Genomic DNA, 21,707 nt, shown 5'->3' on the forward strand with positions numbered 1-21,707 from the left:
CAGGTTAATACCAACCAGCACATCAAAGGTACCCAGGCGCAGCTCACGCAGAAGCTCCACACGGCGCAACGTATCAACGTCAGAATGCAGATACTGCACCTTCACGCCGTGCTGCAGTAGGTACTCCGTCAAATCCTCTGCCATGCGCTTGGTGAGGGTCGTAACCAGCACACGCTCATCACGTTCAACGCGCACGCGAATCTCCTCAAGCAAATCATCAATCTGCCCCTTGGTCGGCTTAACCACAATCTCCGGGTCAATCAGGCCCGTCGGCCGAATAATCTGCTCCACATAACCATCAGCCTGCGACAGCTCATACTTGCCGGGGGTTGCCGAAAGGTAAATCGTCTGACCGATGCGCTCCAGGAACTCCTCCCATTTCAGCGGGCGGTTATCCATCGCCGACGGCAGACGGAAACCGTGCTCCACCAGCGTGCGCTTACGGGACATATCACCCTCATACATGGCACCGATCTGCGGGACCGTCACGTGCGATTCGTCAATAATTAGTAGGAAATCATCCGGGAAATAATCCAACAGACAGTTCGGGGCGCTGCCGGGGGCACGACCGTCAATATGGCGCGAGTAGTTCTCAATGCCATTGCAGAAGCCCATCTGCTCCATCATTTCCAGGTCGTAGGTGGTGCGCATGCGCAGACGCTGCGCCTCCAGCAGCTTGCCCTGGGATTCGAGGGTCTGCAGGCGCTCGCGCAGCTCATCCTCAATGGAGGTAATAGCCTTCGCCATACGCTCAGCACCGGCGACGTAGTGGCTTGCGGGGAAGACATACATTTCTTCTTCCTCGCGAATTACCTCGCCGGTCAGCGGGTGCAGGGTGTAAATCGCCTCAATCTCATCACCGAAGAACTCAATGCGGATTGCGTTCTCCTCGTACATGGGGATGATTTCGACGGTATCGCCGCGCACACGGAACGTGCCGCGGTGAAAGTCCATGTCGTTACGCGCGTACTGCATCGCCACGAACTGACGCAGCAGCTCATCGCGGTCAATCTCCTCACCGCGACGCAGAGTCACCATCTGCTCAATGTACTCCTCGGGCGTACCCAGACCATAAATGCAGGACACGGTCGCAACCACCACCACGTCACGGCGAGTCAGCAGGGAATTCGTCGCCGAGTGGCGCAGACGCTCCACCTCCTCATTGATGGAGGAGTCCTTCTCAATGAACGTATCGGTCTGCGGCACGTACGCCTCAGGCTGGTAGTAGTCGTAGTACGAGACGAAATACTCCACCGCATTATTTGGCAGCAGCTCGCGCAGCTCATTCGCCAGCTGCGCCGCCAGAGTTTTATTCTGTACGAGCACCAGAGTCGGACGCTGCACTGCCTCAATCAGCCAGGCTGCGGTCGCGGACTTACCGGTACCGGTAGCGCCCATCAGCACAATGTCCTTCTCACCGTTCTGCACACGCTCGGTGAGCTCGGCGATAGCCTTCGGCTGATCACCGGCAGGCTGGAAGGGGCTGACTACTTCAAAGGGGGCAACAACACGGTTAATTTCAGGTGCGTAACTCATGTATCCATCCTAGGGGAAAGCCGCCCGATGTGCCCTCGGATTGGTCGCCCTTTTCTACTGGCGCAATAGTCCAGACACGACAGGTAACAAGCCATCACCATGAAAGTGCCCAAGTTCATAAAAGAGGTAGCGCAAAAGATAAGGGGTATTCGACTAGTTCATATGCGCTACCGGGCAGGAACCGAGCGGAAGCATTCTCCCGCACGATAACGGTGCTTTTAGGAACAGCGCTCACAGCATGATTCCGGGCGGTATTTTATTGGTTTGCAGCGGTGGGGGTGCCACAGCGTTAGTGCACCTCCACAGTCGCTCCGGCGAGGCTCATCAGCGCCCGGTTCGTCAGTGGAAGGTACCCATTCAGGGCGCTCAAAATCAGCTGCATGGTGCGCTCTTCATCCTCCACGCTCAGTCCGCGCGGAATACCCACACCCGGCACGCAGATGCGCTGCTTATACAGATCAATCACAGCGCACACGGTGCGGTTCGGCACACCCAATACCGGCAGCATGCCGCGGTGATTGACGGTGCGCAGGCCCTTACCGACCACAGCGGCAGTGCGAATATCCGGACGAGCGCTGCCCTCAAACCGGGAGGCGCCTGCACCGTTCGCAAAAGCGGCAGGGGCGGGAATACTATTCGGCGCCGCACTCTTCTCGTTCAGCACAGACAGCAGCGGCTCCCCCACGGCAGCGGTGACCGCCACGTAGCGTACCTGCCGGTCCATGGCGTTCAGGAAGTCCAGTTCCGCGTATTCCTCCACGCGGTAGTTCTCAACCAGACCGGCTTCACCCGACCCAGTTTCTTCCACGGTTCGGGTGATGACTTCTTCATCGTAGAAGCTTGCTACGCACACCTGCGGGGTACCTCGCTCAATGCGGGCGCGGCACCGATAGTCGTCATCGAGCAGCCAGAGGGACAGTTCGTAGCCGTCGGGTACATCGCGCACACCGGTCGCAAGCAGAACTTCGCTGCCGTTCAGGGGGAATGGCTCCCAGCCTGCCGGTTCAAAAGCATTGAGCGCACCGTCCAGGGCGGGATTGCAGGACCCGAGGCTCGGCGCTTGCTCAGCCGGGGTGAATGCCTCGGTGGAGGGCATAGCGATGGTGAGCCCGCGCATCCTGCCGGCAAGGCATAGTTCAATCGCCATGAGCAGGTGGCCCGCACCTTCACGGCTCAGTGCGGGGCTCTGAACCAGGTGCGCCACACCGGAGTTATCCAGGCTAAGGTGTTCGCCAACTCCGCGAGCGGCGTTAGAGTAGCGGTTGTGCAGGCGCACCAGCTCGTCAATGGGCAGGGCACGGCCCACGATGCCGAACGCCTGGGCGATAGCCTGAACATGTTCAGGGAAGACGCGGCAGAGCCTGCCAAGCTGGCGGGCAAATTCTGCCGGACGCTGCGTGAGCACACCCAACAGGGTGCCGAGGTTCTGCTGGTGGTAGGCGTTGAGCAGCTGGGCGACGGTGGCGGGTTCAAGCTGCTCGACGGTGCCCCTCGTGGGGAGGCGCGCGCCCTGACGGTTGAGGGTTGCGGTGCCGCCGCGGCTACCCGCGGACTGCTCTGATGAGTTTTTGCCTGCTTGTTCTCGGTAGGTTCCCGACTGCGTCACGTTTTCACGACCTCAGATATTGGATAAGCCTTTTGGCACTCCTTCTACCCTAGCAACAAAAACAGGCAAATACTAGGGTTAGAGTAACCATTAACTAAGGTTGAGCTATCTTTTAGATTTTGAGAGCTTTCCGCAAACGCTTTAGCCCGGAAATCTAGGAGGAAATCTGGGAACGGAAATCTAGGGGCCAGTAACCTAGACCGGCAAATCCACCCACTGCGTATCGCCCCAGGTCACGCTAGCCGCGCCGGAACTCAAGCTCACCACCAGTTCCTCGGCACGCGCCAGCTCCTCCGGGCGGTCAAACACGCCCAGGGAAATCATGGCGCCCTCCGCGCTGTACTCGGTACCCAGCACATTCAGACCGGCGGCACGGATCTCGTTCTCCAGGCGGCCAGCATCCGCATGCGAACTGGGCACCTTACCCACGCGCAGACGCTCACGCGAATCGAATAATGCGCCATCCAGGGTCTGCACCACAGAATCAGTGTAGGCACGCACCAGACCACCGGCACCGAGCTTAATGCCACCGAAATAGCGCACGACCACCGCAACCACATCCGACAGGTCGGTAGTGCCATCCTCGCGGGTCTGACGCGCCAGTAGCGCCTGCATCATCGGCACACCGGCGGTACCGGCGGGCTCACCGTCATCGGAAGAACGCTGAATATCGCGGTCAGCACCAATAATAAACGCCGAACACACGTGGCGGGCGTCGTGGTAGGTCTTCCGCACTGACTCAATGTAGGCGCGCGCCTCCTCAACGGTGCTCACCCGCTTGATGTGACCAATAAATTCGCTACGCTTAATTTCGAGGAGGCTCTCATAGGGCTCATCGCCGCGCGGCACAAGGTATCGGTTGGCGCGAGTTTCTTCCTGCATGTGTCCTCCTCTGATCAGTACCTATCTATTGTGGCACAGCCCGTCAGGAGCACCGTCTCATGCCCCAGCCTTCTTTCCCCGCATCCGTTGCCCTGCGCCGTTACGCCCTCACCGGCGGTATCGGCAGCGGCAAAAGCACCATCGCTTCCCTTTTCGTTGAGCAGGGCGCATTCCTGGTAGATGCGGACGCCATCTCCCGCTCCCTCATGGAGCCCGGCGAGGCGGTGCTCGCCCGCACGGTCGCAGAGTTCGGTGAACATCTGCTCGATGAGGACAGCCGCCTCAACCGCCCCGCCCTGGCGCGTATCGTGTTCAATGATGAGCAGGCGCGCCTGCGTCTGAACGCAATTGTGCATCCCGCTATTCGTGAGCGTGCCACACAGCTGGTGGAGCAGGCGCAGTCCGAACCCGGTTTTAGTGGCGTGGTACTTGAGGACATTCCCCTGCTTGTGGAGACCGGCGACCCGTCCGCCTTTGAGGGTGTGGTCGTGGTGCGCACTCCCCTAGCGACTCGCCTGCAACGCCTCGTATCTTCGCGCGGTATGAGTGAGGAGGATGCGCGCGCCCGCATCGCCGCACAGGCAACCGACGAGCAGCGTGAGGCGGTTGCAACCTGGATTATTGATAATGGCGGCTCGCTGGAGGAGACCGCCAAGCAGGTGCACGCCGTGTGGGCGCAAATGATTGCCGCCTAAAAGCCACCTAAAAATCTTCCCCGGCAACACCGGGCACACGCCCTCCGGCTCCCAACGCGCCCAGCTCCAAAACCCCAATAACGCAAAGAACCCCCTCACCTCCCAAACGGGAGATGAGGGGGTTCCTCTGCTCTAGGCACCCTACGCCGGGGTTACCTATCGGCTATTACGCCTGATGAGTGCTCATCTGAGCGGCAGATTAGTTGCCAGTCAGCTTCTTGCGGAGCTCAGCCAGTGCCTCATCCGATGCGAGGGTACCTGCGGAAGCGGGCTCCTCGGAGGAGTAAGAGGTCGGTGCGGGCTCAGCTGCTGCGGGAGCTGCTGCTGCAGCCTCTGCGTCAGCCTCGAGAGCCTTAGCAACCTGAACCTTGTGAGCCTCAAAGCGAGCCTGTGCCTCTGCGTACTGTGCTTCCCAAGCCTCGCGCTGTGCGTCGAAGCCTTCCAGCCACTCGTTAGCCTCGGGGTCGAAGCCCTCGGGGTACTTGTAGTTGCCAGCCTCGTCGTACTCTGCAGCCATGCCGTACAGAGCGGGGTCAAACTCGGTAGCGTTGGGGTCAACGCCCTCGTTTGCCTGCTTGAGGGACAGGGAGATGCGGCGGCGGTCCATGTCAATGTCGATGATCTTAACGAAGACCTCTTCACCAACGGAGACGACCTGCTCAGCCAGGTCAACGTGGCGGGTTGCCAGCTCGGAGATGTGGACGAGGCCCTCGATGCCGTCCTCAACGCGCACGAATGCACCGAAGGGAACGAGCTTGGTGACCTTGCCGGGCACAATCTGACCCAGAGCGTGGGTGCGAGCAAATGCCTGCCACGGATCTTCCTGGGTTGCCTTGAGGGACAGGGACACGCGCTCGCGGTCCAGGTCCACCTCGAGAACCTCGACGGTAACGGGCTGGCCAACCTCGACAACCTCGGACGGGTGGTCGATGTGCTTCCAGGACAGCTCGGAAACGTGAACCAGACCGTCCACGCCACCCAGGTCCACGAATGCACCGAAGTTGACGATGGAGGAGACAACGCCCTCGCGGACCTGACCCTTCTCCAGCTCGTTGAGGAAGGAGGAGCGAACAGCGGACTGAGTCTCTTCCAGGTATGCACGGCGGGACAGAACAACGTTGTTGCGGTTCTTGTCCAGCTCGATGATCTTAGCTTCGATCTGCTGACCGATGTAAGGTGCGAGGTCGCGGACGCGGCGCATCTCAACGAGGGATGCGGGCAGGAAGCCACGCAGACCGATGTCGAGGATAAGGCCACCCTTGACAACCTCGATAACGGTACCGGTAACGACGCCGTCGTTTTCCTTGACCTTCTCGATGTCGCCCCATGCACGCTCGTACTGTGCGCGCTTCTTGGAGAGGATCAGGCGACCTTCCTTGTCCTCCTTGGTGAGGACGAGTGCCTCAACCTCGGAGCCGAGCTCGACAACCTCAGAGGGGTCGATGTCGTGCTTGATGGACAGCTCGCGGGAGGGGATGACGCCTTCGGTCTTGTAACCGATGTCGAGCAGAACCTCATCGTGGTCGATCTTAACGACCTGGCCGGAGACGAGATCGCCGTCGTTGAAGACCTTAATGGTCTTCTCGACAGCCTCGAGGAATGCCTGCTCGTCGCCGATGTCGTTGATTGCGACCTGAGGGATGTTGGTGCTCATGTAGTGAGGGCTCCAATTGGGTTTCTAATAGGTCGACGCTGCCGGTTCGCCGTTCAACACCCCCGGGTGGAGGCGTCGACCGGCTCACTTTTTCACCCCGGCGCGCACGGCATAGGGCCGCTAACGCCTTTGAACGAGGTGAGGAAACGTCGAGCTGACGGATACTTACATGTGTACCACCCCACCGGAAGCAGATGCTCTAGGCAGGGTGTGCGAGCGGTCTATGCCCGTTTTCTCCCCGTTTTCTTAAGGAGAAAAAGAGCATAGAAAACCCGTACGTTGGTACACGCGATTAATAGTGTACGGGAATCCCGGGCGTGTCGTCAATGGTTACGCGCCCGGGATTCCCGTACTTATTTGCGGTTTTAGAGTTGCAGTTTGCGGAGGGGGTGATGAGGGGACAACGTTCGTCCTCGTTCCTCTCAACCTGGGAAGGGTGGGGGTGCCCCTGTAGGAACGAGGACGAATACCGCTTTCCGTGCGGAGCAAAGCTGAGCACCGCCTTTCCAAGTGGCCCCCAGAATGAGCACTATTTTCCAAGCGGGAACTGAGGAGCTGAGCCTAGTGGCCCGCCTCCTGCCAGGACTTACCCCAGCCGACCTGCACATCCAGAGGAACACGCAGGGAGGCGGCACCGCTCATCTCCTCGACGAGCACGCGTTCGGCGGCTTCACGCTCACCGGTGGCGACCTCAAGGATGATTTCGTCGTGCACCTGCAGCAGCATGCGGGTCTTGAGGCCCTCTTCGCGCAGGCGGCGGTGAATGTTGATCATGGCGATCTTAATGATGTCCGCGGCGGTGCCCTGAATCGGGGCGTTGAGGGCGGCGCGTTCGGCGGCTTCACGGCGTACGCGGTTGGGCGAGTCCAGGTCGGGCAGCACGCGGCGGCGGCCGAAAATGGTTTCGGTGTAGCCGTCCTGGTGTGCCTGCTTGAGCACACCGCGCAGGAATCGTCCCACGCGTCCGAAGCGCTTGAAGTAGTTGGTGCGCAGTTCGCCTGCCTCGTCGGAGCTGATGTTCAGCTGCTTGGCGAGGCCGAATCGGGACAGACCGTATGCCAGGCCGTAGGACATTGCCTTCACCTTGGAACGCTGCTCGGGGGTGACTTCTTCGGGTACTACACCGAAGACTTCGGAGCCGACGTAACGGTGCAGGTCCTCCCCCGCTTCGTAGGCTGCGATGAGCTTCTCGTCGGCGGCGAGGTGCACCATGATGCGCATTTCAATCTGCGAGTAGTCGGCGGTGAGCAGGCCCTCGTACTCCACACCATCAATGGGTGCGGGCGCGACGATGAAGGCACCACGGATGCGGCGGCCTTCTTCGGTGCGGATCGGGATGTTCTGCAGGTTCGGTGCGGTTGAGGAGAGTCGACCGGTGGAGGCGGCACCCTGCTGGAAGGTGGTGTGCACGCGTCCGTCGTCAGCGGCTGCTTTCTGCAGGCCTTCGACGGTCTGGACGAGCTTGATGTTGTCGCGGTAGGCGGCGAGCGCACCGAGGAATGCGGCACCGTCGGACTCAGGGGAGATTTTGGTGAGCAGTTCGGTGACGGATTCGGCGTCGGTGGAGTAGCCGGACTTGATTTTGCGGGTGTGCGGCAGGGCGAGCTTGTCGAAGAGCACGGTCTGCAGCTGTTTGACGGAGGCGAGGTTGAGGGGTTCTTCACCGTCGTCGGTTTGGACGGTGTCGCCGATGATGGCGCGTGCGGCGTCCTGTGACTGGGCGGCACGTGCCGAGAAGGTGTCGTGCAGTTCGGTCAGGAGTGCGTCAGAGACGGCGATGCCTGCCTGTTCCATGTCTGCGAGGACGTAGAGCAACGGCAGTTCGATTTCTTCGTAGACTTTCAGCTGGCCGTGCTCTTCCATTTCGAAGTGCAGCAGGCGCGCGAGTTCGTGGATGATGCGGCTGATTTGCGTGAAGTAGCGTAGGTTTTCGACGGGTTCGGCTTCGCCAGGCAGGCTGAAGAGGGAGGGTGCTGCCTCTTCTTCTTCGGGCTGGAAGACGAGCTGCGCGTAGGGGCCCTTGGGGATCCAGAGGTAGCGTTCGGCGAGGTCTTCCATGCGTTCGGAGAAGAGCTTACGGGTTGCGGTGGGGATGAAGCCGCACATGTAGGAGGACAGTGCGGGGTCTTCGACGGCGCCGGCGAGTTCGTAGCCGTAGGCGCGCAGGAGTTTGCGCTGGTTTTTGAGGTCCATGACGATTTTGCGGGCTGCTTCGTCGGAGAGCCAGGCGGCGAGGGCGGCGTCGAGTTCCGGGTCGATGGTGCGGGTGTCAATCCAGAGGCTGATGCTCTTGCTGGTGAGGAGCATGCCGAGCAGTTCGGGGTTTTCTTCGGCGGCGCGGATCTTGGTTTTGGTGACCTTGACGGCGGGTGCATCGCCGATGGCAGGGCGCGCTACGGGCAGGTTGGTGACCGGGTAGAGGGTCACGGCACCTTCGAGGCGTTCGGGTACGGCAATGGGCGCGTCCTGTTCGTCACTACCGTAGTTTTCTTCGGCTGCGGCGGCGCAGAAGGCGCGGAATGCCGCTGCGTCTGCGTTTTTGGTGGGTGCGCTGGTAGCAATGGGTGCGTAGACGGGGCCTGTGGGTGCCTTCTTGGTAGCACCCTCCTCCCCTGCTTCTGCGGCTGAACTTGTGGAGCCTGCGGCGCACACGATGGGGCCGAGGGTGTCGGCTGCACGCTTGCGGATGGTGCGGAACTCTACTTCGTCGAAGAAGGTGTTGAGTGCATCCAGGTCGGGGGTGAATGCGGCGTCTTCGAGAGTGACGTTCAGGTCAAGGTCCTTGACAAGCTGGTTGAGACGGCGGTTGCGCACCACGTTGTCGATGTTTTCGCGTAGCGCCTCTCCCTTTTTGCCGCCAATTTTGTCGCTGTTTTCAATGATGGCATCGAGGGAACCGTATTCGCTGAGCCACTTGGCGGCGAAGCCGGGGCCCACGCCGGGCACGCCGGGCAGGTTGTCCGCCTGTTCGCCGGTGAGGGCGGCAAGGTCGGGGTACATGTGCGGGGGCACCTTGGTTTTCTTTTCGACGGCGGCGGGGTCCATGCGCTGAATACCTTTGGAGGGGCCGGTGGTGACCGGGTAGAGCAGGGTGACGTCGTTGGTGACAAGCTGGAAGATGTCGCGGTCGCCGGAGAGGATGAGGACCTGGTAGCCGGCTTCGATACCGCGGTGGGTGAGGGTTGCGACGATGTCGTCGGCTTCGTAGTTTTCGTAGGTGAGCGCGGGGATATTGAGCGCGCCAAGCATCTTTTTGATGAGGTCGATCTGGCCGTTGAAGGCTTCAGGGATGGCGTTGCGACCGCCCTTATATTCGCCGTATTCGGCGGTACGGAAGGTGCCGCCGGGCAGGTCGAAGGCTACGGCGATGTGGCTGGGCTGGTTGTCTTTGATGATGCTCAGCAGGGTGGAGAGGAAGGCGTGGACGGCTTCGGTGTGTTGGCCGTCGCTGCGCACGAAGATGTGCTGTCCGGTCTTTTCGGCCATGGTGTAGATACCGAAGAAGGAGCGTAGGGCGAGGGAGTGTCCGTCAATGAGCAGGAGGGTTTTGTTCTCTGTAGTCACCCCTCTAGTGTATCGAGTCTGAGTTTTCTCGGTGGCTAACTTCGTGACAGAGGGTTTCGTGATGGCTGGTTTTGTGATGGCGTCTGGTCAGTGTTGTGGGGGGGGTGCCCGCGCCGTATTGGGTGCCAGTGCTGTGCCATATAGCGGAATAATGGGGTGTGTGGAAAGAGTTTTACCTCATATATAGGTACCGGTGGGGTGTGTTTGGTGAGTTTTCTTCCCAAAGATTGTGCCCCAAGCCACTGTGTAAGGTGGATAATAATACAGTTTCCGGATAATATATAACCTTATTATCGCCTCCAGCGTAGGAAACCCCCACACCCCGTGTATTCATAGGCAGAACTCTACCCAGAATTCACCGACAGGATTCACCGGACTGTGAGGGCGCCTCCCGCACTTAACACAACGAACCCTCATTGAGGAAACTATGAAGGTACTCAAAAAACTCCCCCTCCTCGCGTGGATTATTATCGCCATCGCATCGGGCGTGCTGATTGGCATGCTGACCCCCGGAATGATTAGCGGCATCAATGACGCCACCGGCGCAGCCATCCCCACTGACCTCATTGTGCAGATCTTCGTCTCCTTCTCCACCGTATTCAGCGCTTTCCTGAGCTTCGCGATTCCGCTGATTATTATCGGCTTCATCGTGCCCGGCATTGGTTCCCTCGCTCAGGGCGCCGGTAAGATGCTCGGTATCACCGTGGGTCTGGCGTACATCTCCAGCATTCTTGCTGGCTTCCTGGCACTGGCCTGCGCACTGCTGCTCTACCCCATCATTCTGCAGGGTCAGCAGCTGGCATCATTCGACAACCCGGAGAACGCACTGTCCAAGGGTTACATCTCCATCGAGCTAACCCCGATTATGGGGGTACTCAGCGCGCTGATTCTCTCCTTCATCCTGGGTCTGGGCATTACCGCGCTGAAGACCCGTGCGATGCTGAACCTCTTCGAGGACTTCCAGGTCATCGTTGAAAAGATGCTCGGCTACGTAATTATCCCCCTGCTGCCGGTGCACATTGTGGGCGTGTTCGCGAACATGACCCTCGCCGGTCAGGTAGCGAAGATTCTCTCGGTCTTCGGCCTCGTCTTTGTCATGGTGATTATCCTGCACTGGGTCACCCTGGCCCTGCAGTATTCGGTGGCTGGTGCAATTTCCCGCCGTAACCCCATCCAGATGCTCAAGACCATGCTCCCGGCATACTTCACCGCAATCGGTACCCAGTCTTCGGCTGCAACTATCCCGGTGACCGTGCGTTCAGCTAAGAAGGCTGGCATCTCTCCCCGCGTAGTGGACTTCGCTATCCCGCTGTGCGCAACCATCCACCTTTCCGGATCTATGATTACCATTACCTCCTGCTCGGTGGCAGTGCTGTTCATGACCGGTCAGCACCCTGATTTTGGTAGCCTGATCCCCATGATTCTGGTGCTTGGCGTGATGATGGTGGCCGCTCCCGGCGTTCCCGGCGGTGGCGTGATGACCGCAATCGGTTTGCTGCAGTCCATGCTTGGCTTTGACACCTCCATGATTGCTCTGATGATTGCCCTATACCTGGCTCAGGACTCCTTCGGTACCGCAACCAACGTGACCGGTGACGCAACCATCGCAGCCCTGACTGAGCGTATCTCCAAGGCAAGCGGCGTGAACCCCGATAAAGAAATCCGCGACGAGGACATCGAAAAGGCAGAAGCTATTTCCGCCTAATTCTCATCCGCTCACATAGCGTTTTTCAGCCCCGCCTCCCCGTTTAGGAGGCGGGGCTGAATCATACCCGGACGCTGACCAAGAAACCGACCGTTGCACCAAAGGCACCCTAACCGGGGAGTACACTGGAAGGCATGACTGAAAACAACACACAGCACGCACCCGTCCGTGCGGCAGCACCCACCACCCTCACCGCAGAAGAAATCAAGGCGCAGCTAATCGAAAGTGGCATCCCCGAACACTTGCACTCCTACTTCCCCCACGGCCTGGGCGAGCTTATTCCCGCCATGGGCATTAAGTTCCAGGAACTCACCGAAGAACGCACCGTCGCAACCATGCCCGTCGCCGGCAACACCCAGCCCATCGGTCTGCTGCACGGCGGCGCCAACGTGGTCCTTGCCGAAACCCTCGGTTCACTCTCAGCGGGCGTGCACGGTGGTGAAGACCTCGTAGCAGTCGGTGTAGACATCAACGCAACCCACGTGCGCCCGGCAGTCTCCGGCATGGTCACCGCCACCTGCACCGCCGTCAAGCTCGGACGCACCCTGTGCATCCACTCCATCGACATTGTGGATGAGCGCGGCCGCACCACCTGCACGGCACGTATCACCAACATGCTGATCCCCCGCCCCACTGCATAATCTCCCGCAGCATGAAGTCCTACAGCCTCAGCAAGTAGCCTAAAATCGTAGAAGCACGGGGTACACAGCACCCCCACCAGAAGGTACGACCAGAAGGAGCACCATGGCCCGCGAGCGCACCCCCTATTTCAAGCGTTACCCGAAGATTGTGCGCGCCAAGCGCATTGTCCTGCCCATCGCAATCGGTGTGATGCTGGTGTGCCTGGTGACCGCAATTAATAACCCCGGTAGCTTCTGGTGGCTGGGCGTGATGCTCGGTACCGGCGGCATGCTCTGGGCTGGATCCCCCACGGACCGCCCGATTAGCGGCCCCAACAATAACGAAGACGATTTGAGCCGCTACATGCGCTAAGCCTGTCCGACGCTGCGCCTCTTGTGGTACTGAGTTGCCTGCAGCACTGACATAGAAACGCTCCGACTGCTCTGGCAGGGTGTGAGCTTCAGAAGATAAAACGTTAACGCCCCGTCCTTAAGCTTCATTGTGAGGGATGGGGCGTTAGCGTGTCAGAAAAGGTGCAGGTCAGATGCTGACCAACCGAAGGCGCATACGGGCGATTCCTAGTCTTCGCCGTAGCGTACGTTCATACCTATACCGATGTGTACTGTGTATGTCTCGTATTTAGGAGAGCTGCTTGATGATGGTGTCAGAAACTTCACGCATGGACAGGCGGCGGTCCATGGAGGTCTTCTGAATCCAACGGAATGCTTCCGGCTCGGTCAGGTTCATCTTAGTGATGAGCAGCGACTTTGCACGGTCAACCAGCTTACGGGTCTCGAACTGGTCGCGGATGGTGCCAACTTCCTTCTCGAGGGCGCGAATTTGCTCGTAGCGGCTGATTGCCACCTCGATTGCGGGAACCAGGTCATTCGGGGAGAACGGCTTGACAACGTACGCCATAGCGCCTGCCTCAACGGCACGGTCAACGAGTTCCTTCTGGCTGAATGCGGTCAGCAGAACGACGGGAGCAATCTGTTCCTTCGCGATTTCTTCAGCTGCGGTGATGCCGTCCATAATCGGCATCTTCACATCCATGAGGACCAGGTCCGGGCGGTGCTTCTGCGCTAGCTCGACAGCGGTCTTGCCGTTGTCAGTCTCAGCGACTACATCGAAACCCTGGTCCTTCAGAATTTCGACGATGTCGAGGCGAATCAATGCCTCATCTTCTGCCACGACGACAGTGCGGGCCGGGCCCTGCTCCTCCGCCTGATTTTGAGTGGTCAGCTCTGACATAACTCTTCTCCTTTATCAAATTTCAATCATTTAAAGTCTACAGGACGGATTAAACGTTCAGCCACTTTCTCCCCCTATCCCCAGCGTGTTATATGCGTCCCATGTGCATGTTGAAAAAGTTTTCTGACGTCATTTTGGAACCCGTTCAACAGACTTTGCATCATAATGCACATTTGTTCTGTATTGCTCATACCTGTGAAAACAAAACCGCACAACATAGACACGTCACGCAGCGAAATTAACAGCCACAACCCAGGTCGTAGGCGTTATCGCCAGGCCAATTTGCGGGGTCGGGAAGGTAGGTTCCATCCAGGTACCGCAGCGCGGGTTCCAGGGGCGCGGGAGCATCCGCCGAGAGGTCGGGGCGGCGCTGCTTCAACCCAGCTGTTCACGGTAGCTTCGTCAGCAATGCCGGTAGCCTCAGCCAGCTGGGTGTGGGAAAGGCTGTACGGTGTAACGAGCTGGGCAAGGCCGTCGCACGCGCCGTTGGAGCATAGGTAGGCGCCAGTAGTTGGGGTCGGGAAGAGTTCCAAGGAGGTTGGTGGCTGCCATGGTAACTCCTTCGCTGAACTTCGGGGTGAATTGGGTTGTATGGTGTGCGATGATCGGGGCCGTCTGAGGGGTGTTTCATCTTCTAGTTTCAGAATATCCCTCAGAATACCCCAGAGTCTCGCCTCGTATACTGCCCGCCATCATTACACGCCCGTTAACCGCGAAAAGCCACACGTGTTTCGAAAAGCCACGTCTTTGGTGGCTTCTCAAAACACATGTGGCTTCTCGGCGGAATATGAGGATGTTAGTCCAGCAGTGCGTCCACGAACGCTTCCGGGTCGAACGGCGCTAGGTCGTCCGGACCTTCACCCAAGCCGATGAGCTTGACGGGAACGCCGAGCTCCTCCTGGATAGCAACCACGATGCCGCCCTTTGCGGTGCCGTCGAGCTTAGTCAGTACGATACCGGTGACATCCACGATATCGCCGAAGACCTTCGCCTGAACCATACCGTTCTGGCCGGTGGTCGCGTCAATCACGAGCAGAACCTCGGTGACCGGCGCTTCCTTCTCGATAACGCGCTTGATTTTGCCGAGCTGATCCATCAGACCGGACTTGTTCTGCAGACGGCCCGCGGTGTCCACGAGCACAGTGTCAACACCCTGCTCCTTACCAGCCTTCACAGCATCAAATGCAACGGATGCAGGGTCGGCGCCTTCCTTCTCGGAACGCACGGTCTTCACGCCCACGCGGTCACCCCAGGTGGTCAGCTGCTCAGACGCAGCCGCACGGAACGTATCCGCAGCACCCAGAATCAGGGACTGACCGTCAGCGACCATCACGCGGGCGATCTTGCCGACAGTCGTGGTCTTACCCACGCCGTTCACGCCAACAACTAGCACCACTCCGGGGTTGCCATCGCTGCCGGCAGTCTTCAGTTCGCGGTCCATGTCGGGGCGAACAATCTTCACAAGCTCTTCGCGGAGCATCTTCTTCACGGCGGCGGGGTTGCTCGTACCCTCAACGCGCACACGCTGCTGCAGCGCCTCCACTAGACGGGTGGTCGGCTCAGAACCGAGGTCGGCGAGCAGCAGGGTTTCTTCAACCTCGTCCCAGACATCCTGGTCGATGCGGTCGCGGGAGAGCAGAGCCAGCAGGCCCTGGCCGAGCATGTTGTTGGAGCGTGCCAGACGGGCACGCAGGCGGACCAGGCGCCCCGCGGACGGGTCGGGCATATCAAGTTCAATAGCGCGAGGTGCCAGGCTTTTAGGTTCTTCCGCCGAACCGCCAGAGGCTTCTGCCGCTTCCTGACGCAAAGACTGCAGATTCGCGGTCTTCTTGGGTCGGCGCAGAATGGCGAAAACTACACCGGCGATAACCAGTACACCCAGCACGATTGCGCAGATTATTATCATCGTTTCATTCACACTACTAGCTTACCGGTTTGGGCGGTTTGACTGGTCGAGGCGACGCGCGTGCCCGGCTGTCGGCGAGTAGACTGGACACTGTTAAGTTTTTTAGCCGAATACATGATGGGCAGTTGCGGGTGGGGCCCGCGGCTGCCGTAAGGCACCGCACTATTTCGAGGACGAGCATGAGGAACCCTGCCAAAACACCGCCTGTTTTTGACCCGCGCACGATTGATCCGAACCGCGTGCCAACCGGTTTGAAGGTTCTGATTGCTGCGTCGTTCATGATTGCGGTGGGTTTTGGTTTGGTGGCGCCGGTGCTGCCAAATTATGCGCAGAATTTTAATGCCACGGTCGCTATGGCGACGATGGTGGTTTCTGCGTTGGCTATTACGCGCCTGATTTTTGCGCCGTCGGCGGGTCAGATGATTACCCGTTGGGGTGAACGTCCGGTGTACACGATTGGCATGCTGATTGTGTCGGTGACGTCGTTTATGATTGCGTTCGCCTGGGATTATTGGGTGCTGCTGGGTTCGCGTGCGGTGGCGGGTATCGGCTCGGTTATGTTCACGGTCTCTGCGATGGGTCTGCTGGTGCGTCTGTCCCCGGCGCATATGCGTGGCCGTATTTCGGGCTATTATGCGACGGCGTTCCTGCTGGGTAACCTGCTGGGTCCGGTGATTGCGAGCGCGCTGGCACCCTTTGGTATGCGTGCGCCGTTCATTGTGTATGGTTTTTCGCTGTTGTCGGCGGGCCTGATTGTGTGGTTCTTGATGCCTTCGCAGGCGGCTCTGGAGGCGGAGCGCGACGCCATTATGGAGGCGGCGGCGCTGGCTGAGGGTAAGGGCGCCGGGTCGTTGCCGTCAGCGGCACCTTCCCCTACTTCTGAGTCGGCTGATGAGTTGCTGACGGATTCACCTGCTGGTGCATCCGGTAAGGGCGCTAAGCCTGAGTCTTCTTCGGGTGAGAGCGATCTGCCGGCGATGACGGTTCGTGACGCGTTGAAGTTCTCAAATTACCGTTCTGCGCTGGTTTCAAATTGGGCGATTGGCTGGTCGGTGTTTGGTGTGCAGTCGTCGATTATTCCGTTGGCGGCGGCGTACTTGGCGACTGGCGGCGATATGTCGAATTCAGTGGCGGGTACTCTATTGGCTTCTTTGGCGATGGCGACGAACTCGTTGGGTAATGCGTTGACGCAGACGTTCTCGGGTCGTTTTTCCGATCGTTTTGGTCGTCGTGTGATGGCGTTTTCGGGTCTGCTGTTGGCGGGTTCTGCGGTGACGTTTATGGGGTTCGCGCCGGTGGCGTGGGTGTTTGTGTCGTTGACGGGGTGCTTGGGTATTGGTGCGGCATTTATGGGCCCGTCGATTCAGGCTGCGGTGTCTGATGTGATTGGTACTCGCCGCAGTGGTGGTCAGGTGTTGGCAGTGTATCAGATGTTTAGTGATTTCGGTATGATTTTGGGCCCGCTGGTGGCTGGGTTGATTGCGGATGCGTGGGGCTTTGTTCCAGCATTCATCATCAGTGGTTTGCTGCTTGTGGCGGCAGCCTTCACGTGGGCGCCGTTCCGTAAGGCGCGCTGGCCGAAGGATATCGCGGACGCGGACTATACGGGCCGCTAAGAGCTCTCTAATAGGTGAAAAGCCGGTGCCTGCTTCGTAGCAGGCACCGACTTTTCATGTACCAGGCTTATGTTCGGGAAATAGATAAAAAATCCGACAGGACATATAGCCACAGAATCAGGTGAGCTACCAGCAACACCCAACCCTAAACCAACCTCATATACCCCAGACTAAGGCGAGCTAACCCGAGAAACTAACCCCAGACCAACCCCCTATATCAACCAGCCCGAGGGATAGGCGACCTAGAGGGCGTACCGGACACGCGAAGCAGGGGCTCCGTCCTCGAAGCGCCCCCCAGGCGCTGAAGAGGGGGCACTCCCCCGCGAGCGGCGTCCGGTATGCCATCTCAAACAACTAACCCATTTTTAGGGCAACAGCCAGACGGGACCAATAATGTCCGGGCCGCCCCAGAGCAGACGCATCCACAGGGCGGAGCCGAGCAGACCCATCAGCACCAGCAGGAGGCGGTACATGCGGCTCTTCGGCAGGTAGGCTGCAATCAGCAGCGACAGGGGGAATAGCGGCAACAGAATACGTAGGGTGGATGACGTCGGGAGCCAGAAGATGAACAGGTATCCGGCGTAGCAGGCGGTCCACAGCCACAGGGCGGGGTGTAGCAGGGTGCGGGTGAACTTCTGTGACATCCACCAGTAGAAGCTCAGGATGAGGAGCACCAGGGTAACCCACATGATGATGGCGGGTACGGAGCCTACGACGTAGAGGTTGAACTGGTGGACCCACTGGGCCAAGTACTGGTGGCCGTCTTCGACCTTGCGGAAGCTCCAGCCGAGTTCTGTGGCGAGGTAGGCGTCCATACGTCCAGTGCGCAGAGCTGCGTGCAGGGGGTGCACGAAAGCGAAACTGCAGACCAGTAGCGCGCCGAGGAGCTGACCGATGCGTCCGCGGAACGCAGCCCATACGTCCGATAGTACGGATTGCGAGGGTTCACCGGTGCGGCGGGTGAGATAGTCAGAAACGGTGCACCACAGCCACCACAGGCCCACAAATGCACCGAGCGGTACACCCAGAGGGCGCGACAGCGCCGTCAGAAGAGCCACGGGAAGGAGCAGGATATAGCGGCTACGCACCACACACCAAACACTCAGGGCAAGGAGCAGAGTAGAAAGAGCCTCAGCATAACCGGTGACGAAGATGGGGCTCGCGGGGCTGAACGCGTACACGGCGAGCGCCCACAACGCGATGCGGTTTCGACTCTCATCGCCAACGAGTGCGCGAGTGTCGAAGACCCCACGGTCACGCCAGTTCAGGCTACCGACGAAGAGACGGTAGAGCACGACCGCCAGAGCAAGGCCGGCGGCGAGGCTGACTCCGACCGCGGCAAGGCGGTACTCGATACCGAAAATGTCAGCGACTTTACCGCTGATCATTGAGTGGAGGGGCATGAACGCCCAGGAGTTGAAGGATACTGACCCGTCGGCGCGGAGGGGCAACTCGGTGGGGTACCACTCCTTATAGATTCCCCGGTACCAGCCGGCGTCCCATATGTTGAGGTAGGAGAGGAAACCATTATGGCTCTTGTTCTCGTGGCTGAGGGGGTTTCGCTGGTCCTCTGCGAGCGAGTACGCGAAGGTGCCGAGGTGGGTTGCGCAGGCTAGTGCCCAGATGATGAGGGCGGGCATCCAGGTGCGGTAGGCGGCCAGCTTCTGGAGGTTGGTTAACTCGGTGTTACTCCCCAGGGTTTCAGCTGAGGAACGCGATGCTTCGAGGGTGGGCACGGGACGGGTGGAGGAACCGGAAGAGAGGGTGCGTTCGATGAAGGACACAGATTTTTCTGGGGCTTGAGGCATAGTATTCTCGCGAGTGTAGTGTGGACGCATGATGGATGTCCCGACACCGCGTCCATTTGATGTGGTGCGTGTTACCCAATCAATATATGTAGTGCAGTTTGGTGAACTATCCTTGGGTAGACTATCAACGAACTGACTGCATCTCAATGTGAACGCACGACTTGCGGGTAATATGACGTTAAGAAAGAGTAAGGCCGGTGCCTGCTTCATGGCAGACACCGGCCTTATGACAAGAGAACGACCTATCGGGTCACAGGCACCTTGGAGAATTCACGCACGGTACCCTCCGGATCGCCGGAGCGTACCAGCGCTTCACCGATGAGTACGGCATCAGCGCCAGCGCCGGCGTAGGCGCGCACGTCCTCGATGCCGGCGACACCGGATTCAGCGACCTTGATGACGGAGTTGGGCAGGTGCGCTGCGAGGGATGCGTAGTGCTCGTTGTTGACTTCGAGGGTCTTGAGGTTACGCACGTTGATGCCCACAATCTTGGCGCCGATGCGCTGGGCGACTTCGATTTCTTCGGGGGTGTGGGTTTCGACGAGGGCATTCATGCCGAGCGATTCGGTGAGTTCGAGGAACTCGCACAGGGTCTGCTCGTCGAGGGCTGCAACAATGAGCAGCACCAGGTCGGCGCCGTGTGCGCGTGCCTCCCAGATCTGGTATTCGTCGACGGTGAAGTCCTTGCGCAGCACGGGGATGTTCACGGCGGCGCGGACTGCGTCAAGATCGGCGAGGGAGCCGTTGAATTGGCGCTGTTCGGTGAGCACGGAAATTGCTGCGGCGCCCCCTGCTTCGTAGCGTGCGGCGAGCGCGGCGGGGTCCGGGATTTCGCCGAGTGCACCCTTGGAGGGTGAGGAGCGCTTCACCTCAGAAATAATGCGTGCGGTGGTGCCGTTGCCGCCGCCGGGTACTTCGCCGCGTAGGGAGTCGAGTGCATCGCGGGCGGGTGCAGCTGCGAGGGCGCGCTTCTTTATTTCCTCAAGGGGAACCTGCTGTACACGGGCGGCGAGGTCTTCGCGGACGCCGACAATGATCTCGTCGAGAACGGTGCTCATGGTGTCTCCTTGGGTTACTTGGTGGCGTTGACGGCTGCGTCTGCGTCCAGCGGTGCCAGGCCGGAGGCGGTCAGCACGGCGCGCAGCGGGGCGGCGGACTTGTTGACGGTTTCGAGGGTTTCGGAGTCCGGGTTGGAGTCCATGACGAGGCCTGCACCTGCCTGTACGTAGGCGGTGCCTTCCTTGAGTACGGCGGTGCGGATGGCGATTGCCATGTCCATGTTGCCGGCGAAGTCAAAGTAGCCGCACACGCCGCCGTAGACGCCGCGGCGGGTGGGTTCATATTCGTCGATGAGCTGCATGGCGCGCGGCTTGGGCGCGCCGGAAAGGGTGCCCGCCGGGAAGGCGACACGTAGCACATCGTAGGCACTGAACTGCGGGTCGAGTTCGGCGCTAACGGCGGATGAAATGTGCATGATGTGGCTGAAACGCTCAATGATCATGAACTGGTCGACGGACACAGTGCCGGGCTTGGCGATGCGCGAGAGGTCGTTGCGTGCCAGGTCGACGAGCATAAGGTGTTCAGAGCGTTCCTTCTGGTCTGCGAGCAACTCCTCAGCGAGCGCGAGGTCCTCTTCGCGGGTTGCGCCGCGCGGGCGGGAACCGGCGATGGGGTGGGTGCTGGCGATGCCGTCCTTGAGGGTGACGAGCGCCTCCGGGGAGGATCCGACAATATGGAAGGGGGTGCCGTTGCTATCTTCGAAGTTGAAGAGGTACATGTACGGCGAGGGGTTGGACTGGCGCAGTACACGGTACACGTCGAGGGCCTTGGCGTTGGTTTCGGCTTCGAATCGGCGTGAGAGCACGATTTGGAAGACGTCGCCGTCGATGATGTTTTTCTTGGAGCGGTCGATGGCGTCCTTGAAGCCTTGTTCGCTCCAGGTGAGGGTGACGTCTTCGCGGACCTTACGGTCTACGTCTGCCACGCCGGAGAGAATGGAGGTGGTGGCTGCGGCGCCGCGCTGTAGGCGGCGGAGCATGCTGTGCAGGCGCGCGACGGCGTCTTCGTAGGCGCCGTCGACGTTTTCGCTGGTGCCGTTGAAGTTGATGGCGTTGGCGACGAGCAGGACGGTGCCGTCCTTATTGTCGTGGATTGCCATGTCGGAGACCATGTTGAGTGCAAATTCGGGTAGGTTCACGTCATCAGCAGGCGGGAAGGGTAGGTGCTCCCAGTGGCGGACGACGTCCCAGCCGAGGTAGCCGACCAATCCGGAGGTGAGCGGCGGCAGGGTCGGGTCGGGTTCGGTGTAGAGCATCTGCAGGGTCTTGGCGATGGCTTCTACGGGGTCGCCGTCGACGGGTGCGCCAGCGGGGGTGCGTCCCTGCCAGTGGACTGCGCCGTCGACGGTGGTGAGAGTGGAGCGGGAGGACGCGCCGATGAAGGAGTAGCGGTCCCAGGCTGCGGATTCGCCTTCTGCAGAGATTTTGGCGGATTCGAGCAGGAAGGTACCGTGGGCTGCTTCGACCGGTTCGCCCTGGTCGTTTTGGAGTACGAGGGCTCGGTAGATGCCGATGGGGGTGAGTGAGTCGGCGAGGATTTTGATGTGTACGGGAATGACGCGGGTGCTGGCTGCGCGGGCGCGGAATTCTTCGAGGCTGGGGGTGATAGTACCCAAATCCTGCATTGCTGTACTCCTTGGTGTTGGGGTGGGAGCGCGTCGGTGTGCTGTGTCCCTTAGCTGCCGCGCGGGGGTTTACCGTATGTGCCGGCGTGTATCTTTCTGGTGCATACATGCCAGATTCATAGACGCCCGATTATGCCTGATAAAGCCCGGTAAGCCCGGTGCGCGGATTGTTTCAGTTTA

The 21,707-nt window shown here is 59.7% G+C and carries 16 protein-coding genes; 5 read left to right on the top strand and 11 right to left on the bottom strand.

The window, feature by feature from the left end:
* From uvrB to O3648_RS05650, 3 genes are all read right to left on the bottom strand, one after another.
* Window positions 1–1,536 (bottom strand): excinuclease ABC subunit UvrB (gene uvrB / locus O3648_RS05640; protein ID WP_371569003.1); only part of this gene is annotated, 1,536 nt, incomplete at its 3' end.
* Window positions 1,537–1,825: 289 nt separating this feature from the next.
* On the bottom strand, window positions 1,826–3,142 hold the full coding sequence (locus tag O3648_RS05645; protein WP_279755038.1) for a 2-oxoglutarate dehydrogenase: 1,317 nt from the start codon (window positions 3,140–3,142) through the stop codon (window positions 1,826–1,828).
* Between the two features lie 195 nt (window positions 3,143–3,337).
* Window positions 3,338–4,024, bottom strand: a complete 687-nt coding sequence (locus tag O3648_RS05650) for an IMPACT family protein (protein WP_279755039.1) — start codon at window positions 4,022–4,024, stop codon at window positions 3,338–3,340.
* 59 nt (window positions 4,025–4,083) lie between these two features.
* Here O3648_RS05650 and coaE point away from each other — a divergent pair, with 59 nt between their 5' ends.
* Window positions 4,084–4,719 carry a dephospho-CoA kinase gene (coaE, locus tag O3648_RS05655; protein ID WP_279755040.1) on the top strand — a complete coding sequence of 212 codons (636 nt, stop codon included), beginning with the start codon at window positions 4,084–4,086 and terminating at the stop codon, window positions 4,717–4,719.
* 199 nt (window positions 4,720–4,918) lie between these two features.
* On the opposite strand, the gene rpsA is transcribed toward coaE, so the two are convergent.
* Together rpsA and polA are read right to left on the bottom strand one after the other, a co-directional pair.
* On the bottom strand, window positions 4,919–6,373 hold the full coding sequence (gene rpsA / locus O3648_RS05660) for a 30S ribosomal protein S1 (protein WP_005506223.1): 1,455 nt from the start codon (window positions 6,371–6,373) through the stop codon (window positions 4,919–4,921).
* A 561-nt stretch (window positions 6,374–6,934) separates the two neighbouring features.
* On the bottom strand, window positions 6,935–9,937 hold the full coding sequence (gene polA, locus O3648_RS05665) for a DNA polymerase I (RefSeq protein WP_279755041.1): 3,003 nt from the start codon (window positions 9,935–9,937) through the stop codon (window positions 6,935–6,937).
* Between the two features lie 427 nt (window positions 9,938–10,364).
* On the opposite strand from polA, the gene O3648_RS05670 reads away from it, so the two are divergent.
* The 3 genes from O3648_RS05670 to O3648_RS05680 all read left to right on the top strand — a co-directional run bounded on the left by O3648_RS05670 (window position 10,365) and on the right by O3648_RS05680 (window position 12,635).
* Complete coding sequence (locus tag O3648_RS05670) at window positions 10,365–11,642, top strand: dicarboxylate/amino acid:cation symporter (protein ID WP_279755042.1); 1,278 nt, start codon at window positions 10,365–10,367, stop codon at window positions 11,640–11,642.
* Between the two features lie 134 nt (window positions 11,643–11,776).
* Window positions 11,777–12,283: a hotdog fold thioesterase gene (locus O3648_RS05675; RefSeq protein ID WP_279755043.1), complete on the top strand. Its 507-nt coding sequence runs from the start codon at window positions 11,777–11,779 to the stop codon at window positions 12,281–12,283.
* A 103-nt stretch (window positions 12,284–12,386) separates the two neighbouring features.
* Window positions 12,387–12,635 carry a hypothetical protein gene (locus tag O3648_RS05680; RefSeq protein WP_279740688.1) on the top strand — a complete coding sequence of 83 codons (249 nt, stop codon included), beginning with the start codon at window positions 12,387–12,389 and terminating at the stop codon, window positions 12,633–12,635.
* Between the two features lie 267 nt (window positions 12,636–12,902).
* Here O3648_RS05680 and O3648_RS05685 read toward each other — a convergent pair whose 3' ends face one another.
* From O3648_RS05685 to ftsY, 3 genes are all read right to left on the bottom strand, one after another.
* The gene (locus tag O3648_RS05685; protein ID WP_005509159.1) at window positions 12,903–13,514 is read right to left on the bottom strand and encodes an ANTAR domain-containing response regulator; all 612 of its coding nucleotides are present in this window, start codon (window positions 13,512–13,514) and stop codon (window positions 12,903–12,905) included.
* A gap of 238 nt (window positions 13,515–13,752) precedes the next feature.
* Window positions 13,753–13,893 carry a hypothetical protein gene (locus O3648_RS05690; RefSeq protein WP_279740685.1) on the bottom strand — a complete coding sequence of 47 codons (141 nt, stop codon included), beginning with the start codon at window positions 13,891–13,893 and terminating at the stop codon, window positions 13,753–13,755.
* 417 nt (window positions 13,894–14,310) lie between these two features.
* Window positions 14,311–15,420 (bottom strand): signal recognition particle-docking protein FtsY, encoded by a 1,110-nt coding sequence (gene ftsY / locus O3648_RS05695; protein ID WP_279755045.1) that lies wholly within the window; start codon window positions 15,418–15,420, stop codon window positions 14,311–14,313.
* A 179-nt stretch (window positions 15,421–15,599) separates the two neighbouring features.
* Here ftsY and O3648_RS05700 point away from each other — a divergent pair, with 179 nt between their 5' ends.
* Window positions 15,600–17,036 (top strand): MFS transporter, encoded by a 1,437-nt coding sequence (locus tag O3648_RS05700; RefSeq protein WP_279755046.1) that lies wholly within the window; start codon window positions 15,600–15,602, stop codon window positions 17,034–17,036.
* Between the two features lie 365 nt (window positions 17,037–17,401).
* On the opposite strand, the gene O3648_RS05705 is transcribed toward O3648_RS05700, so the two are convergent.
* The 3 genes from O3648_RS05705 to O3648_RS05715 form a co-directional block, all read right to left on the bottom strand.
* On the bottom strand, window positions 17,402–18,820 hold the full coding sequence (locus tag O3648_RS05705; protein ID WP_371569010.1) for a hypothetical protein: 1,419 nt from the start codon (window positions 18,818–18,820) through the stop codon (window positions 17,402–17,404).
* A 266-nt stretch (window positions 18,821–19,086) separates the two neighbouring features.
* Entirely contained in the window at window positions 19,087–19,902 is an 816-nt protein-coding gene (gene trpC, locus O3648_RS05710) for an indole-3-glycerol phosphate synthase TrpC (protein ID WP_371569011.1), read from the bottom strand.
* A gap of 14 nt (window positions 19,903–19,916) precedes the next feature.
* A complete protein-coding gene (locus O3648_RS05715; RefSeq protein ID WP_279755048.1) occupies window positions 19,917–21,527 on the bottom strand; it encodes an anthranilate synthase component I in 1,611 nt (536 codons plus the stop codon).
* Window positions 21,528–21,707: the final 180 nt, after the last annotated feature.

The sequence above is a fragment of the Rothia sp. 27098_8_161 genome (genome assembly GCF_041432905.1).
Classification (GTDB): Bacteria; Actinomycetota; Actinomycetes; order Actinomycetales; family Micrococcaceae; genus Rothia.